The sequence below is a fragment of the Streptodolium elevatio genome (assembly GCF_053592165.1).
Genome location: NZ_JBSFVE010000008.1, coordinates 70,813 through 87,772, shown reverse-complemented (window position 1 = coordinate 87,772; position 16,960 = coordinate 70,813). Strand labels below are relative to the sequence as shown.

Below are 16,960 nucleotides of genomic sequence, written 5' to 3'. Positions count from 1 at the left end.
GCCGGAATGCTTCCCGCGTCGGGTCCGGGTCCCGTCCTGACGTAGGCTTTCCGGCATGCCCGCCCCCCGCACCGCGTCCGATGAACGCCCCGCAGACCACGCCGCAGACTCCGTTGCCGCCACGGCGGGCGGCGGTCGCACCGTGGCGTTGGTCACGCTCGGCTGCGCCCGCAACGAGGTCGACTCCGAGGAGCTGGCCGGGCGGCTGGAAGCGGACGGCTGGCGCCTCACCGAAGACGCCTCGGACGCCTCGGTCGTCCTCGTCAACACCTGCGGCTTCGTCGAGTCCGCGAAGAAGGACTCCATCGACACCGTCCTGGAGGCCGCCGACCTGAAGAAGGACGGCGGCCCCACGCAAGCGGTCGTCGCCGTCGGCTGCATGGCCGAGCGCTACGGCGACCAACTCGCGGGCGCGCTGCCCGAGGCCGACGCGGTGCTCGGCTTCGACGACTACGAGGACATCGCGGGTCGGCTCCGCGCGATCCTCGCGGGCGAGAAGCACACCTCGCACGTACCGCGCGACCGCCGCAAGCTGCTGCCGCTGAGTCCCGCCGAGCGGCAGGACGCCGCCGGAGCCGTCCCGGGCCACGGGGACACCGAGCGCGCCGACGCGGCCGTCCCCGAGGACCTTCCCGAGGGCGTCGCCCCCGCGTCCGGTCCGCGCACCCTGCGCCGGCGCCTCGGCGACGGGCCGGTGGCCTCGGTCAAGCTCGCGTCCGGCTGCGACCGCCGTTGCTCGTTCTGCGCGATTCCGTCCTTCCGCGGCTCGTTCCTGTCGCGGCGGCCGACCGACCTGCTGGACGAGGCGCGCTGGCTCGCCTCGGAGGGCGTGCGCGAAATCGTGCTGGTGAGCGAGAACTCCACGTCGTACGGCAAGGACCTGGGCGACATCCGCCTCCTGGAGACGCTGCTGCCCGAACTCGCCGCCGTCGAAGGCATCGAGCGCGTGCGCGTCAACTACCTCCAGCCGGCCGAAATGCGCCCCGGGCTGGTCGACGTGCTCACCGGAACCGCCGGCGTCACCCCGTACTTCGACCTGTCGTTCCAGCACGCCAGCGAGCCGGTGCTGCGCCGTATGCGCCGGTTCGGCTCGCGCGAGGCGTTCACCGGCCTGCTCGACCAGGTGCGGGCCAAGGCCCCCGAGGCGGGCGCCCGCTCTAACTTCATCGTCGGCTTCCCCGGGGAGACCGAGGAGGACGTCGAGGAGCTCATGCGGTTCCTCACCGAGGCCCGCCTCGACGCGATCGGCGTGTTCGGGTACTCCGACGAGGAGGGCACCGAGGCCGCCGGATACGACGGCAAGCTGCCCGACGAGGTGGTCGCCGAGCGGTTGGAGCGCGTCACGCGCCTGGCCGAGGAGCTGACCGCGCAGCGCGCCGAGGAGCGCGTCGGCACCGAAGTCACGGTCCTCGTCGAGGAGATCGTCGACATCGCCGACGACGGCACCGTCACCGCCGAGGGCCGGGCGGCGCACCAGGCGCCGGAGATCGACGGCCTGACCGTCCTGCGCGGCCGCGATCTGACGGTCGGCACGTTCGTACGCGCCCTCGTGGTCGGCAGCGAGGGGGTCGACCTGTACGCCGACACCGACCTCGACGCCGACCTCGACATCGAACCCGATCCCGATCCCGCCGCCGGGACGGCCGCCGACGCCGCCGCGGCCATCTCCGCCCCGGGCGTACCCGACGACGTGCCATCGGGACCTATGCGGTGACCGAAGACCCCACACCCACGACACCGTCGTCCCGCCCCCGCCCGTCCGAGGCCGCCCGAGCCGCGGCGGCCAAGCGGGCGGAAGCGGTACGCACCGCCGCGGCCCACCGCGCCGAGGCCGTGCGCGCTGCGACCCACCAGCGCGCCGAGGCGGTCCGCGCGGCCGCCGCGCATCCCGCCGAAGCGGTCCGCACCGCGGCGGCCAACCACCCGCCCAAGCCGGACCGCCTGGGCGACCCGACGACGTCGGTCAGTGTGTGGAACGCCGCCAACGGCCTCACGGTGATGCGCATCGCCATCGTGCCGCTGTTCGTGTACCTGCTTGTCCAGGACGGCGGCCACGACCCCGTCTGGCGCGCCTACGCGTGGGCCGCGTTCGCCGTCGCCAGCATCAGCGACCGCTTCGACGGCATGCTCGCGCGCCGGCACGGTCTGGTGACCGACTTCGGCAAGCTCGTCGACCCCATCGCCGACAAAGCCCTGATGGGTGCCGCGCTGATCGGCCTGTCCGCATTGGGCGATCTGCCCTGGTGGGTCACCGGCGTGGTGCTGTTCCGCGAGATCGGCATCACCCTGATGCGTTTCTGGGTGATCAAACGGGGAGTGATCCCGGCAAGCCGCGGGGGCAAGCTCAAGACACTGCTGCAGGGCACCGCGATCGGTATGTATGTCCTCGTGATGACCGGCCCGCTCGCGTCGTTCCGTGCGTGGGTCATGGCCGTCGCGGTGATCGCCACCGTCGTCACGGGCGTGGACTACGTGGTCAAGGCGCTGCGTGGCGGGGATTCGGCCGACGATGCGGCTGACGACCCGGCCGGTTCCTCGGCTGGTTCCTCGGCCGGCAACGCGGCCGGTGACTCGACCGGTGCCGCCGAATCGGCGGCGGGCAGCGGCGTCGGAGCGGCCGTGGACCCGGGACGCGCCCAGCCGGTGCATCCCGAGCTGGGGCGCACCGACTAGGGACACCACAAGGACCACAAGGGACAGGGGGCACGCCAGGTGAAGGTCGAACTTGTCGCGGTCGGCGACGAACTGCTCATCGGCGACGTCGTCAACACCAACGCGAGCCGCCTCGGGCGCATGCTCACCGACGCCGGTCTGCGCGTCACCGGCGTGTCCACGGTCGGCGACGGCCTCGGCGAACTGGTCGAGGTCCTGCGCATCGCGGTCGACCGCGCCGACGCCGTGCTGATCACCGGTGGCCTCGGACCCACCTCCGACGACCGCACCCGCGAGGCCGTGGCCCGGGTGGCCGGCGTGGAACTGCGCCGCGACCCCGAGGTCGAGCAGTGGCTGCGCGACCGCTACCGGGACACCAACCGCACGCTGACCGGCCTCGGACTCCAGCAGGCCGACCTGCCCGAAGGCGGCCGCATTCTCCCCAACGACCGGGGCAGCGCGCCCGGCCTGACCATCGAGGTCCGCGGCACCGTCGTGTACGCGACCCCGGGCGTCCCGCACGAGATGGCCGCGATGGTGGGCGACCAGGTCCTGCCCGACCTGCTGCGCCGCTCCGGCGCCCCCGCGCCGCGGGCGCAGCGGGTGCTGCGCACGGTCGGCGTCGGCGAGGGCGTCGTCGCGCAGCACCTCGAACCGCTGGAGAAAGACCTCGCCGCGTCCGGCGCGGTCGAGGTCGCCTATCTCGCAGAGCCGGGCGAGACCCGCGTCAAACTCACCTCGACGGGCCCGGGCGGCGGCGCCGAGGTGGACGCCGCCGCGCTGCGGGCGTACGAGCTGCTGGGCGACTGCGTGTACGCCGAGGGAACCGAGTCGCTGGTCGCAGTCGTTGCACGGTTGCTGGTGGAACGCGGCGCGACCCTCGCGGCCGCCGAGTCGCTGACCGGCGGGCTGCTGGCCGCGACCGTGGTGACCGTGCCCGGCGTGTCCGCGGCGTTCCGCGGTTCGGTGACGGCGTACGCCACCGACGTCAAGACCTCGGTGCTCGGCGTCGGCGCGGCACTGCTGGCCGCCGAAGGCGCCGTACACCCGCAGGTGGCACGGGAGATGGCCGAGGGTGTGCGGGCGCTGCTGTCGGGTACCTACGGTGTGGCCACGACCGGCGTGGCCGGCCCGGAACCGCAGGACGGCCGTCCGGTGGGCGAGGTGCACATCGCGGTGGCGGGCCCGGAGGGCACCGTGACCGTCTCCCCGCACCTGCCGGGAGACCGTGACAGGATCCGGACTCTGACCGTGGTGCGGACCTTGGAACTGCTGCGGCGCACGATCCTGGGGCTGCCGCAGGAGCCCGCCCGGGAATTCACGGGCTGAGAGGGGGGTTGTGCGACCGATGCGGAACGAAGGTTTTGAACGGTGCGAAAGCGACAAGCCGTCACCCAGGGCGCGTTGGCTCCACGCTCTCGGTGAACAGGACGGCAGACCCGGTACGCAGTCGAGGGATGCCGGGTACGGTGGGGCTGTGTCCGTTGCAGCCGGGGTCCTAGGAGGGAGCGACCGATGATTCTGCTCCGTCGCCTGCTGGGTGACGTGCTGCGTCGGCAACGCCAGCGCCAGGGCCGCACCCTGCGCGAGGTGTCGTCGGCGGCCCGGGTGTCCCTCGGGTACCTCTCGGAGGTCGAGCGCGGTCAGAAGGAAGCGTCGTCCGAGCTTCTCGCCGCCATCTGCGAGGCGTTGGACGTACGAATGTCGATAGTGCTTCGGGAGGTCAGCGACGAGCTGGCGCTTTCCGAGCTGGCGCACAACGAGGGACTGACCTCGCGTCCGGTGCTGGAACCGGTCGGACCGTCGGGGTCGGAGCGCGTTCCCGGGCCGGGGTCGTCCGGTTCGGTCAAGGCCACGAGCCAGGTGGACGTGGTCGTCGCGGCGTAGTCCGCCGGGCCGGGCCCGCGAGGGCGGCGCCCCGGCTGCGGACCTGTGGAGGGCGGTGCGGATCCCGAGGGATCCGGCGCCGCCCTCACGCGTTCCCGTACGCACGAGTCCGCAAGGCACCCGCCCGCGCGTGCAGCCGGTAGCCGATACCACACAAATCATCACGCATGGTGACTACGACATGCGCCGATCGGGTGATTGGCCACCCGCTTCCTGGCCCGACCGGATGTTCCGGGGTGAGGCTGGGGATGCCCCCAAAAGGGGAACCGAGGAGGCCGACCATGAACCAGGTTGGGCAACACCTTGGCAGGACCGCTGGCGGCGCCGCAGGCAGGATCCCTGGGCGCGCTCCCGGCGGCCGACCGGACCGCACGCTGCGGTCCCTGGTGCACGACGTCGTGTACCGCGACGTACGCGACCGCGACGCGGCCACCTGGCTGCTCGCCTCGGTCCTCACGCTGGCCTGGCTCGCCGGCATGGCCTGGGCGCTGCACGCGGAGGCCACCGCCCCGCGCCCCGGCTCCGCGGCCGTGCTGCTCGGCGGGTGGAGCCTGACGCTGCTGCCGGTGCACTGCGCCGCCCGGCGCTTCCGGCGCGCGGCCCGGGTGCCGAACCCGGCGGGCGCGACCGCCGCGGCGGCCGGTACGGGCCTCCCCGTCACGCACGCCGAAAGCGCCGACCGGGACGAGTCCCCGCCGGCGCCTCCCGGGCCCTGGGCAATGTGAGGCACGACGCGGTACGCACCGGCTGGTGCGTACCGCGTGAGACGTGCGCCGTCACGACGCGAAACGCGTCACCAAGGCATCGTCACGCCGCCGTTGGGGCGCAGCACCTGGCCGGTCATGAACTTGGCGGCGTCGGACGCGAGGTAGGCCACCGCGTACGCGATGTCCTCCGGCTCGCCGACGCGCCTCAGCGGCGACATCTTCATCATCGGCGCGGCGACGGCGGCCTTGCGCTCCTCGTCCTGCGTGCCGTCCTCGGCCGTCCAGTGGCGGCCGGTCATGCCGGTCACGGTCCAGCCGGGCGCGACCGCGTTGACGCGTACGCCCCGCGGCCCGACCTCGGTCGCGAGGGTCTTGGTCAGCTGGTACATCGCGGCCTTGGCGGCGCCGTAGCACAGAAGCCCCGCGTTGGCGGTGTCGATGGCGCTGGACGCCATGTTGACGATGCTTCCGGAGCCCTGCTCGACCATGACGCGCGCGGCCGCACGGCAGCCGTAGAAGACACCCTTGAAGTTGATCGACAGGACCCGCTCCAGGTCCTCGTCGGTCGTCTCGATCACGGTGCTGGTGTGCATGATGCCGGCGATGTTGGCCATGACGTCCAGGCGCCCGTGCTCGGCGACGGCCGCGGCGACGAGGGCGTCGACCGAGGCGGCCGACGACACGTCCACGGTGGTGCCGGTCGCGCTGCCGCCCGCGTCGGCGATCAGCTTCGCGGTGGCCTCGGCGCCGGCCTGGTTGATGTCGGCGCAGACGACCGCGGCGCCGAGTTCGGCCAGAACCTGCGCGCTGCTGCGGCCGATTCCGCTCGCGGCACCGGTGACGACGGCCACGCGGCCGGACAGATCGAGGGCTGTGCGCAACACGGGTTCCCCTCCCAAGGAGTGCCTGGGGCCGGGATACCGGGCCCACGGGGGACCGTAGATTCGATCTGACGAACAGTCAATAAACGTCCGCTGTGGGTCCGGTCGCTCCGCCGCAGGTCAGCCCGCCGATGTCGGGCCGGTGGTGTCAGTACGCCGGTGTCAGTACGCCTGCTGCCGACTCAGGCACCACTGGTGCGCCGAGCCGCCCTCCGGGAACACGCCGTACCGCGCGAGCCCGTCGCACGCGTTGCCGGGCAGCGTCGTCGGGGACGGCGCGGCGGACGGCGCCGGAGCGGGACGCCGCGGCGGGACGGTCCCGTGCGTCGGCCCCGGTCGGCGTGGCGGCTGCCGTGGTACGGAGGCCTCGCCGTCGTGCGGTGCGTCCACCGCGGGCACCACTGGCGGCACCACCGACGGTCCGCCGCTCGGCGGCACCGGCGACGGCGACGTCCACGAAACCATCGGCGGCCCGACCGACACCGCCGGCCCCGACGCCGGCGTGGTGGCCACCGCCGGCCCCGCCGGCGCGGCCACCGCCGCGGGCGCGGGTGGCGGCGGCATGTCGAACACCCCCGCGGCGCGCGGCCCGCCGGAGACGCACCCGGCGACCAGCGGCAGGCACAGCAGAACGCCCAGTCGGGGAACGGACAGCCGGTACGCGGTCACAGGAACCTCCGAGGCGGTCGCGCGGACGCCCTGTACGACGACCCAGGCGCCCGGCGGTCACCCCAAGTCCCCCCGAAGAGTGGTCCGCGGCGATCCGCGGAACCGCGGCCCTGGCCCGACCGGTGTCGGCCTCAGATCCCGAACGGCGCCGCGTACTCGATCGTGCCCTGCGGCAGGGGGCGGGCCGGGTCGAGTGCGAGCACCATCATGGCCTCGTCCGGCACCTCCATCGGCGGCCTGATCCCGTGCCCGGAGGCCCGTACGAAGCCGAACTTCGGGTAGTAGTCCGGGTGTCCGAGCACCGTGACGGCGTTCTCGCCGCGCTCGCGGGCCGCCTCCAGGAGCGCCCGGACGCACGCCGAGCCCGCGCCGGTCTTCTGGAACTCGGGCAGCACCGACACCGGGGCCAGGCACAGCGCCGGCACGCCGTCGATGTGGCAGCGGGTCAGCAGCGCATGCCCCGCCACGGTGCCGTCCGGGGTCACGGCCACGACCGAAAGCCCCTCGATCCACGCCGGGTCGGCGCGCAGCGCGTCGACGAGGTCGGCTTCCATCGGGGTCTCGAAGGCGGCCGCGGTGATCGCGTGGATGACGGGGACGTCGGCCCGCGTCTCGGGGCGGACGGTCCAGGTGATGGAGGGGTTCATGGCGCCCATCATCCCGTTCATCCCGTCCTCAGCGCGTGCTTCGGGCATCGTGGTCGCCCGGCTGGCATCGCGGGCACCAGAACACAACGCGCGGCGGTTCGCCCGCCTCGACCTTGCGGATCAGGGTGCCGCAGCGGCGGCAGGGGCGACCGAGGCGCCCGTACACCCAGTGCTGGTGGCCGGGCCGCGGATCGCCCGTCGTGATGTGCCCGTGGCGCTCGCGGTTCGCCTCAAGGGCACGCTTGGCCAGGTCGACCATCGCATGCAGGTCGCCCGCCGCGTCGACGCGCGCGAAAGGGGACACGCCGTGCAGGAAGCACAGTTCGGCCCGGTAGACATTGCCCACGCCGGCAAGGTTGCGCTGGTCGAGAAGAGCCTCGCCGACCGGACGCCCGGGCCGCGCGGCCAACCGCCGCACCGCCTCGTCCGCATCCCAGTCGGGACCGAGCAGGTCGGGCCCGAGGTGGCCGACCACCCGCGACTCGTCCGCGGTTCGCACCAAGTCCACGACCGGCAGCCGCAGCCCGATCGCGGTGTACGCGTCGTTGGCCAGCACCACGCGCACCTGATCCCGCGGACTTGCCCCGACGCGCCCGCCCGCTTCCCGTACGCGCCACGCCCCGTCCATCCGCAAGTGCGTGTGCAGGGTCACGTTGCCCTCGAAGCGGACGAGCAGGTGCTTGCCGCGCGACTCGGCCGCGAGGACCCGGCGGCCCGCGAAGTCCACCGTCGCGTACCGGGGTACGCGGAAGTCCGTGTGCGTGAGAACCCGCCCCGCCAGCGCGCCGCGCAGCAGGGTCGCGGTCTGGAACACCGTGTCGCCTTCAGGCATGGGTCCATTGTCCGTGCGGGCGGCCCGGAAGCGCGGGGAGGGTCGCCGACGGGTACGCGCGCCGCGCTGTCGGGCGCTGCGTCATCTCGGGCACCGCTTCACCGGATGCCGCTCCCGAGAGGCCCTGCGCTGGGCAGGCGCGGCCCCAGGGCACAAAAAATGATCACAACCGGTGTCGCACCCGCGCGGCCAGGAACACGTGCGCGACACCAGTTGCGATCGTCCCCTACCGTGGCGCGTGCAGGGTCGCCACGGGCGAGGTTCCTCCTGGTGGGGAGGTACGGAATGGCGCTGCATCCGTGACTCGATACTGCGCGACCCACGTGACCGGGGTGTTTCGTACGGCAGGCGGACGCGTAACGAAAAGGTCTCACCCACGCAGCCGCAGACCGCGCGGCGTCGCGTGGAATCCGGCGGCCTCCAGGGCCCGGCCCAGCGACGAGGTCAAGACGCCTTCGCCGTCCGCCCGTTCGACGGTGAGCTTGCCGAGCGCCCCTTCGCGCACCGCGAGCGCCAGCGCGTCGACGGCCGGTTGCAGCCGCTCGGGCTGCTCGGTCCAGGTGAGCAGCGACCGGCCGCCCCGCTCGACGTAGAGCACCAGTTCGCCGTCCACGAGTACCACGAGGGCACCGGCCTTGCGGCCCGCCCGGTGTCCGCCCGCGGCCTCGCCGGGGCGGTCCGGCCAGGGCAGCGCCGCGCCGTACGGGTTGGCGGGGTCGGCCGCCGCGAGCAGCAGCGCCCGCGGCCCCGCGTCGTCGCGCGCCTGGGTGAAGCCGGACCGCCGCGCGCCGGCGTCCGCGAAGCCGGGCGGGATGCCGCCGGACGACGCGTCCCCCGTGAACGCCCCGAAAGCCCCGGACGACTCGGCCCGCCGCTCCGCCGCCTGTTGCAGCGCGCGCAGCCGGTCCACCGCCCCGTCGGCCGCGAACTGGGCGGCCCCGAGACCTTCGACGAAGTAGCCGCGGCGTACCCGTCCGGTCTCCTCGAACGCCGACAGCACCCGGTACGCCGCCGAGAACCCGCCCGGGCTCCCCTCCGCGACCACGGCGCCGCGCGTCACGACACCGTGCCGGTCCAACAGCGTCTCGGCCAACGCGTGCGCCCGACGCGTCGGATCCTCCTCGCGCTCGGGCACGAGCGACCACCGGCCCACCGCGATGGGCGGCGCGGACCGCGCGGGGGCGACGGGACGGCCACGGCTGAGCCCGCCGTACCGGCCGCGCGGGGTGGCCCGGCGCGCCCGGTGCGCCGTCGATCCGGCGGTACGCCCGGACCCCATCAGCGCGCGCAGCGGCGCGAGCGTGTCGCCCGTGACATGGCCCGCCCACGCCAGATCCCACAAAGCCGTGACGACCTCGGCATCACTCGGCACGGTGGCGTCGGGCGGCAGGAACTGCGGGACGCGGTCCGCGATCTGCCGGAAGAACAGGCCGTACCCGCCGTCCAGCGCGGTCAGGACCGCCCGGTGCAGCGGACCGAGGTCGAGCGGCGCGGGTGGCGGCAGAAGCAGCGGAGCGGCGTCGGCGAGGTAGAGCGACACCCATCCGTCGTTGCCCGGCAGCGCGCCGTGGCCGGCCCACACCACCTCGCCCGTCGCGCACAACTCGTCGAGCAGCGCCGGGTTGTACGCCGCCACGCGCGACGGCAGCACCAGCTTCTCCAGCGCCGACGCCGGAACCGCCGCCCCCTGCAACTGCTCCACCGCGCGCACCAGGCCGTCGACGCCGCGCAGCCCGCGGGCTGCGGAACCGCCTGCCCCCTGCCACACCGGCAGGAACCGGGCGAGCGCGAGCGGCGGCACCGGCTCGACCTCGTGGCGCAGCGCGGCCAGCGAACGCCTCCGCAGCATCCGCAACACCTCGGCGTCGCACCACTCGGTGCCCGCGCCGCCGGGCCGGAACTCGCCGGACACCACCCGGCCGTTCGCCGACAGGCGCTGGTACGCCCCGGTCACCACGGCCGTCCCCAGCCCGAACCGGGCCGCGGCGTCGGCCGCGTGGAAGGGCCCCCGGGTGCGCGCGTGCCGGGCCAACAGGTCGCCGAGCGGGTCCTTGACCGGTTCGGTGAACGCCTCGGGAACCCCCACGGGCAGCGGTGTGCCCAGCGCGTCGCGCAGCCGCCCGGCGTCCTCGATCGCCGCCCAGCGCTCGACACCCGCGACCCGCACCCGGATCGCCCGGCGCGCCTCTTCCAGCGCGACCAGCCATCGCGAGGTGTCGGCGGGCGTGCCGAGGCTGCGCTCGGCCACCTCATCGGTGCCCAGCGGCCCGAGCAGGCGCAGCAGGTCGGCGACACCCTCGACGTCGCGCGCCCGCCGGTCCTCGGCCAGCCGCTGCAACTCGGCCTCGGTACGCGCGACCACGTCCGCGTCGAGGAGTTCGCGCAGTTCCGCCTGGCCGAGCAGCTCGGACAGCAGGCGAGAGTCGAGGGCGAGAGCGGCGGCACGGCGCTCGGCGAGGGGCGAGTCGCCCTCGTACATGAACTGGGCGACGTACCCGAACAGCAGCGAGCGGGCGAACGGCGAGGGCTCGGGGGTGGTCACCTCGACGATGCGCACCTTGCGGGCGGCGATGTCGGCCATGAGCTCCGCCAGGCCCGGGACGTCGAAGACGTCTTGAAGGCACTCGCGCATCGTCTCCAGGACGATCGGGAACGACCCGTACTCGCTGGCCACCGACAGCAGTTGGGCGGCGCGCTGGCGCTGCTGCCACAACGGGGTACGTCGGCCCGGCATCCGCCGCGGCAGCAGCAGGGCCCGGGCCGCGCACTCCCGGAACCGCGACGCGAACAGCGCCGAGCCGCCCACCTCGGCGGTCACCAGCGGCTCGACCTCCGCCGCGTCGAAGACCGCGAAGTCGGGCGGCAGGCTGAACTCGGCGTCGGCGTCCGCGTTTCCTGGGCTCGATGTCGGGAGCAGGTCGACCCCGGACTCGGGGGCACCGCCCAGCCGCCAGGCTGGGGGAGGATCGCCGGTGTCGGGCAGCCGCAGCACGATGCCGTCGTCGCCGTGCATCGTCTGCACGTCGAGCCCGGTGCGCTCGCGCAGCCGAGCCGCCACCGCGAGCGCCCACGGGGCGTGCACCTGCGCGCCGAACGGCGAGTGCACCACGACGCGCCAGTCGCCCAGCTCGTCGCGGAACCGCTCGACGACGATCGTCCGGTCGTCCGGGATGTGGCCGCACGCCTCGCGCTGCTCCGCGAGGTAGGCGAGCAGGTTGTCCACCGCCCACGCGTCCAGTCCCGCCGCCGCGACCCGCTCGCGCGCGCTCTCGGCGTCCATCGCACCGACCTCGCGCAGGAACGCCCCCAGCGCGCGCCCCAGTTCCACCGGCCGCCCGAGGGCGTCGCCGTGCCAGAACGGCAGCTTGCCGGGGACGCCCGGCGCGGGGGAGACGAGCACCTTGTCGTGCGTGATGTCCTCGATGCGCCACGACGACGTGCCCAGGGTGAACACGTCGCCGACGCGCGACTCGTAGACCATCTCCTCGTCGAGTTCCCCGACGCGCGACTTCTGCTTGCCGTCACCCGCGGCCAGGAAGACGCCGAAGAGCCCGCGGTCCGGGATGGTCCCGCCGCTGGTCACCGCGAGGCGCTGGGCTCCGGGCCGGGCGGTCAGCGTGCCGCCGACTCGATCCCACACCAGGCGCGGGCGCAGCTCGGCGAACGCGTCGCTCGGGTAGCGCCCGGCGAGCATGTCGAGCACGGCCTCGTACGCCGACACCGGCAGGGACGCGAACGGCGCGGCCCGGCGTACCAGCGTCAGCAGCTCCTCGACGTCCCAGTCCTCGACCGACACCATCGAGACGATCTGCTGGGCCAGGACGTCGAGCGGGTTGCGCGGCGGCCGCACGGCCTCGATAGCGCCCGTGCGCATGCGCTCGGTCACCACCGCGGTCTGCACGAGGTCGCCGCGGAACTTCGGGAACACGACGCCGCGCGACACCGCACCGACCTGGTGGCCCGCGCGCCCGACGCGCTGGAGGCCGGAGGCGACCGACGGCGGCGACTCGACCTGCACGACCAGGTCGACGGCGCCCATGTCGATGCCCAGTTCGAGGCTGGAGGTCGCGACTACGGCCGGAAGGCGCCCCGCCTTGAGGTCTTCCTCGACGAGCGCGCGCTGCTCCTTGGACACCGATCCGTGGTGCGCGCGGGCGAGCACCGGCGGGGCGCCCTTGAGGCTCCCGGCCTGGGCCATGAGTTCGGCGGGCGGCCCCGACTCGGGCATCGCCTCGCCGGTCGCCCGCTCGTAGGCGATCTCGTTCAGCCGCCCGCACAGCCGCTCGGCGAGGCGCCGCGAGTTGGCGAAGACGATCGTGGAGCGGTGCGCCTGCACGAGGTCGACGATGCGTTCCTCGACGTGCGGCCACACCGAGGCACGCTGGACCTGGCCGAGTTCGTCGTACTCGGTGGGCCGCTGGGCCAGTTCGCCGAGGTCCTCGACGGGCACGATCACCGACAGGTCGAAGGTCTTGGCGGCGGGCGGCTGTACGACGGTGACCTCGCGCGTGCCGCACAGGAAGCGGGCCACCTCGTCGACGGGCCGCACGGTCGCGGACAGCCCGATGCGCCGCGCCGGGCGGTCGAGGAGCTGGTCGAGGCGTTCCAGGGTCAGCGCGAGGTGGGCGCCGCGCTTGGTGCCGGCGACGGCGTGCACCTCGTCGACGATGACGGTGTCGACGCCGCGCAGCGCGTCGCGGGCCTGCGAGGTGAGGATCAGGAACAACGACTCGGGGGTCGTGATCAGGATGTCCGGCGGCTTCGTGGCGAAGCGGCGGCGGTCGGCGGCGGGAGTGTCGCCGGAGCGTACGCCGACCTCGACCTGCGGCTCGGGCAGCCCCAGCCGCACCGACGCCTGCCGGATCCCGGCGAGCGGGCCGCGCAGGTTGCGCTCGACGTCGACCGCGAGCGCTTTCAGCGGCGAGATGTACAGGACGCGGCAGCGCCGCCGGGCGTCGACCGGCGGCGGCTCGGCGGCCAGCCGGTCCAGCGCCGACAGGAAGGCCGCGAGGGTCTTGCCGGAGCCGGTGGGGGCGACGACCAGGGCGTCGCGGTCCGCGGCGATCGCCGCCCAGGCGCCCGCCTGTGCGGCGGTGGGCCGGTGGAAGGCCCCCGTGAACCAGTCCCGCGTCGCGGGCGAGAACCCGGCCAGAACCTCGGCGGGGTCGACCAAGGCCTCGGCCTCGGTCGGGGCGGCTTCGGGGGGCGTCGCGTCAGGGTCGTCATGCATGGCCATTCCATGGTGCCGGGTCCCACCGACAATCGGCCCCGACAGCGGCCCGGACACGCGGCCGCGGTCCTCTCGGCCGCGCGCACGACCGGACCGGCAGGGCTGTCCGGCCTGGGATAATCGACCCATGCGACTGACCGACTTCTGGGAGCGGATGCGGGCCCACTTCGGCGAGACGTACGCCGACTCGTTCGCCAACGACCACGTCATGACCGAGCTGGGCGGACGCACCGTCGTACAGGCGCTGGACGCCGGCTACGAAGCCAAGGACGTATGGCGCGCCGTCTGCGCAGCCATGGACATACCCCCCTCCCGCCGCTGACCCGCGCGGTCCCGACCCCGTTCCATCTCTGCAGGATCTGCTCGAAGCGGGCGTCAGGCGCTCGGAGGCGGTCCGGAGAGCGAGTCGAGTGCTGCCAGGATCTCGCTGACGAGGACGAGGCCAAGGTCGGCGAACGTCCGGCTGTGCACGGCGGAGGCGTACGCGCCCCGTCCCGTACGGGTGAGTTCGATCGCTTCCAGCGCCTGCGTCGGATTCATGGTCGGCACGCCCGCGTAGATGCCCGGGTGGTAGGACAGCGTCACCTCCCACCCGTCGCCGAGTGGCAACACGCTTGCGCACTGGTATCCGCCCTGACCAGGAGCCTCGCGAAGCCACCCGCGCCGCTCCAGACCCAGCAGCTTGGCCGTCTCGACCGTCGCCCCGGCGTACCGCGCCACCTGGGCGTCCGCCGACTCGCCGGGCAGCGGGGTGTGCACCGCACGGTCGAGTTGCGCGAACGGCTGGGCGATCTCACGGTCCGCGAAGACCTCCACCCATCGCGGGAGGTCGTCGCCCAGCACGGCGGGGTGCGCCACGGCCACGGCCGCGTCGGAGGTCTCGTCGGGCGGCAGAGCGACGACATCGCCGTGAACGTCTGTGAACGCTCCGTCCTCGGAGATCCGGAAGGTGACGGGATCGGCCGCGCCGACCTTGGCGGACCACAAAAGGCGCCGGGCGATGTGCCGGATCAGCGGCTGCTCGGCGATGAACTCGCGGAACTCGTCGGCGGTCCACGTACGGCCGCTGACCATTGCGGCCTCCAGACGCCGCAGCGCCGCGGTCGCCGTCTTGCGGACGTCCTTCTTGAGCGCCGCGAACCGTTCACGGGCGGCACCCGCAATCTCGGCGTCGTCCGCGGGGCCCACCGAGGGCAGGTCCTTGCGGTGCTTCCCGGCCTCGTCGAGGACGTAGGGCCTGAGCTGCGCGTCGAATCCCACCGTGAAGCGGCGCGGTCCGAAGTCGAGAACGGTCGTTCCGTCGGCGTCCAACCCGAAGTCCGGGACGAGGCGCTCGGCGAGCTGGGCGTCGCTCAGCCCGAGCGACGCGGCCACCTCGGCCACTTTGTCCTTCGCCCGGGTACGCACCGCGCGCAGCCCTTGGCCTCGGGACAACGCGAGCAGCCGCCGCAAGGTCGCCGGGGTGCCGATCGCGGCCAGCACGTCGACGCCGTCGACCGCACGCTTGTGTACGCCCTGGTGCGGCCACCGCAGCACAAGGGGTTCCAGTCGTGCCGCCGTGTCGTCCGTACCGAGCACGCCCAGCGCGTGGAACGCCCACGCTTCCTTGGTCGGCATGCCCGCGAGGCGCCAGGCCTCGAAGAGCGCCCAGGCGAACGCGGCCGCCGCCTCGGGGTCGCAGGCGGCCTTGACTTCGACCAGTCCGGCGTACGGCATGCCGGGCTTGGAAATCGCCAGCATCGCCACGAGAGCACCGGCGGCCTCGTCGGGCAGCGCGGTGCCGGACCGGAGGGTGACCTGCGGAAGCATGGACGGAGAGGCCCACTGCGGGATGGCCGGCATGCGCGCCGGCAAACCGAGCGACAGCGGGTCGGTCGCGAACATCGCGTCGATCGCCGCAGCCGCTCTGCTTCCGTACGTCGCGGCGGCCTTGCGTACCACCGCCTCGCCGTCGTCGGCGGCGATGTGGCGCAACGCGCGCTCAGCCGCCCGGCGTTCGGGACCGGCTTTGCCGACGGCGTCGGGGACGAGCAGGCGCGCGGCATCGTCCTGATGCCGGGTGAGCCAGACCGCAGCCACGTCGCGCGGGGCGTCCGAACGGCGGTGCAGCCAACCGGCCATGAGGCGCGCGGTGTCGAGATCCACGACGGGCATGAGCACGTCGGCCCTGTGGTTCGGCGACTCGAGCGCCACGGCGAGCACCAGGGGAATCGCGTCGGCTTCGTACGCGGCCAGCAGCGCGCGGGCGTCGGAGGACGCGAACCACCGGAGGTTCGGCCGCCAGCACAGCAGCTCGTCGGTGAGGCCCGCGTCCGAATTCTGGAGGAAGAGCTGGACGGCCTCCCAATCGGACAGTTCGCCGGCGCGCAGGGCGTCGACACGCGCGGTGGTCAGAGGTATCGGCCGCGGGCTCGGGCTTTGCCGCGCGGCGGCGGCGAACGCTTCGCGCTCCCCGGCTTGCCAGACCAATCGGCCGGTCGCCCCTGCTGCGAGGCCCGGGACCGCGACCGGACGAGTGCGCTTGCGCGTCCACGGGGGAGTCGCGAGCACGGGCGGAACTTCCGCGGCGGACGCGGGCGGCGCCGTGACGACGACGCGCGTCTGCGCATCGATGATCCCGACGGTCTCCGGGTCGAGCATCGGGCGCACCGCCGCGACGAGGTCGCGGTGCGCGTCGATGTGCGTGGTGAGCAGCAGTCGGGCCGTGGCGGCAGCGGGCTCGGGATCCTCCGCGACCGCGTCCGCCAGCAGGCGCAGCGCGCGGACCGGGTAGCGCTTCGCCGCGGCGAGCACCGCAGCCCGAGCGTGGTCCACATGATCGAGCAGGACGCGGAACGCCTCGTCGGTGGGCAGTTCGACGAGGATGCCGTAGAGCTTGCGCCGGTCGGACGGAGAGATGTAGTTGTACGTGTTCTCCATGGTGCCGCTCAGCTCGTGGACGACCGTGGCGGCCCAGACGACGTCGACGCCGTCGAGAGCTGCCGCGTCGGCCTCGCTCCCGGCTGCCGCGGCCAGCCAGTGGGAGATGTACCCGCTGAGCGTGGCGGCGAGCCGCTCGGGGTCGTGCGGCGCCGACGCGCGGAGGGTCGTGGATCGATTCCAGGCGTCCGGCAGAACGAACGTTCCCTCGTGGCGAGTTGCGCGCGTCGCGGTCGTCGGCGTTTCGGTGCCCACCTTGGTCCCCTTTCCGGCCCCGGTGGCCGAGCGCGACGAATCTAGCCAACCGCTCCGACAGGGGGCCGGCGCGTGCGGTGAACGGTCCGCGGGCCGCACGGTCGCCCGTACGGCCGACCGTGCGGTCATATGCCCTAAATTGCATGGATCGCGGCATAGGGTGCATTCCGTGACAGCTACGTCTGCCGTGCCCGAGGGTCCGCGCGCGCCTGCCGCCGGGGGAGATGGCTCGGGGGGCGAGGGGGGTGGGGGCGACGGGGCGGTGCCGTCGGGTGGCGGGA

12 protein-coding genes are annotated in these 16,960 nt (G+C 73.8%); 6 read left to right on the top strand and 6 right to left on the bottom strand.

Annotation, left to right across the window (positions count from 1 at the left end):
* The first annotated feature begins 55 nt into the window (after nucleotides 1–55).
* From rimO to ACWD12_RS16755, 5 genes are all read left to right on the top strand, one after another.
* Entirely contained in the window at nucleotides 56–1,714 is a 1,659-nt protein-coding gene (gene rimO, locus ACWD12_RS16775; RefSeq protein WP_450100132.1) for a 30S ribosomal protein S12 methylthiotransferase RimO, read from the top strand.
* 227 nt (nucleotides 1,715–1,941) lie between these two features.
* Nucleotides 1,942–2,673: a CDP-diacylglycerol--glycerol-3-phosphate 3-phosphatidyltransferase gene (gene pgsA / locus ACWD12_RS16770; RefSeq protein WP_450100257.1), complete on the top strand. Its 732-nt coding sequence runs from the start codon at nucleotides 1,942–1,944 to the stop codon at nucleotides 2,671–2,673.
* A 39-nt stretch (nucleotides 2,674–2,712) separates the two neighbouring features.
* Complete coding sequence (locus tag ACWD12_RS16765) at nucleotides 2,713–3,981, top strand: CinA family nicotinamide mononucleotide deamidase-related protein (RefSeq protein WP_358354746.1); 1,269 nt, start codon at nucleotides 2,713–2,715, stop codon at nucleotides 3,979–3,981.
* A 186-nt stretch (nucleotides 3,982–4,167) separates the two neighbouring features.
* Nucleotides 4,168–4,539 (top strand): helix-turn-helix domain-containing protein, encoded by a 372-nt coding sequence (locus ACWD12_RS16760; protein WP_358354749.1) that lies wholly within the window; start codon nucleotides 4,168–4,170, stop codon nucleotides 4,537–4,539.
* A gap of 281 nt (nucleotides 4,540–4,820) precedes the next feature.
* Entirely contained in the window at nucleotides 4,821–5,264 is a 444-nt protein-coding gene (locus tag ACWD12_RS16755; RefSeq protein WP_450100131.1) for a hypothetical protein, read from the top strand.
* A gap of 68 nt (nucleotides 5,265–5,332) precedes the next feature.
* Here ACWD12_RS16755 and ACWD12_RS16750 read toward each other — a convergent pair whose 3' ends face one another.
* The 5 genes from ACWD12_RS16750 to ACWD12_RS16730 all read right to left on the bottom strand — a co-directional run bounded on the left by ACWD12_RS16750 (nucleotide 5,333) and on the right by ACWD12_RS16730 (nucleotide 13,505).
* Nucleotides 5,333–6,130 (bottom strand): SDR family NAD(P)-dependent oxidoreductase, encoded by a 798-nt coding sequence (locus tag ACWD12_RS16750; RefSeq protein ID WP_450100130.1) that lies wholly within the window; start codon nucleotides 6,128–6,130, stop codon nucleotides 5,333–5,335.
* A gap of 159 nt (nucleotides 6,131–6,289) precedes the next feature.
* Nucleotides 6,290–6,796: a hypothetical protein gene (locus tag ACWD12_RS16745; protein WP_450100129.1), complete on the bottom strand. Its 507-nt coding sequence runs from the start codon at nucleotides 6,794–6,796 to the stop codon at nucleotides 6,290–6,292.
* 131 nt (nucleotides 6,797–6,927) lie between these two features.
* On the bottom strand, nucleotides 6,928–7,443 hold the full coding sequence (locus ACWD12_RS16740; protein WP_450100128.1) for a GNAT family N-acetyltransferase: 516 nt from the start codon (nucleotides 7,441–7,443) through the stop codon (nucleotides 6,928–6,930).
* A gap of 28 nt (nucleotides 7,444–7,471) precedes the next feature.
* Nucleotides 7,472–8,275 carry a DNA-formamidopyrimidine glycosylase family protein gene (locus ACWD12_RS16735; RefSeq protein ID WP_450100127.1) on the bottom strand — a complete coding sequence of 268 codons (804 nt, stop codon included), beginning with the start codon at nucleotides 8,273–8,275 and terminating at the stop codon, nucleotides 7,472–7,474.
* A 370-nt stretch (nucleotides 8,276–8,645) separates the two neighbouring features.
* Nucleotides 8,646–13,505, bottom strand: a complete 4,860-nt coding sequence (locus tag ACWD12_RS16730; RefSeq protein WP_450100126.1) for an Lhr family helicase — start codon at nucleotides 13,503–13,505, stop codon at nucleotides 8,646–8,648.
* Between the two features lie 127 nt (nucleotides 13,506–13,632).
* On the opposite strand from ACWD12_RS16730, the gene ACWD12_RS16725 reads away from it, so the two are divergent.
* Nucleotides 13,633–13,827, top strand: a complete 195-nt coding sequence (locus ACWD12_RS16725; protein WP_358354767.1) for a DUF3046 domain-containing protein — start codon at nucleotides 13,633–13,635, stop codon at nucleotides 13,825–13,827.
* A gap of 53 nt (nucleotides 13,828–13,880) precedes the next feature.
* Here ACWD12_RS16725 and ACWD12_RS16720 read toward each other — a convergent pair whose 3' ends face one another.
* Nucleotides 13,881–16,679, bottom strand: coding sequence for a DUF4132 domain-containing protein (locus ACWD12_RS16720; RefSeq protein WP_450100125.1), 2,799 nt, complete (start codon nucleotides 16,677–16,679; stop codon nucleotides 13,881–13,883).
* Nucleotides 16,680–16,960 lie beyond the last annotated feature (281 nt).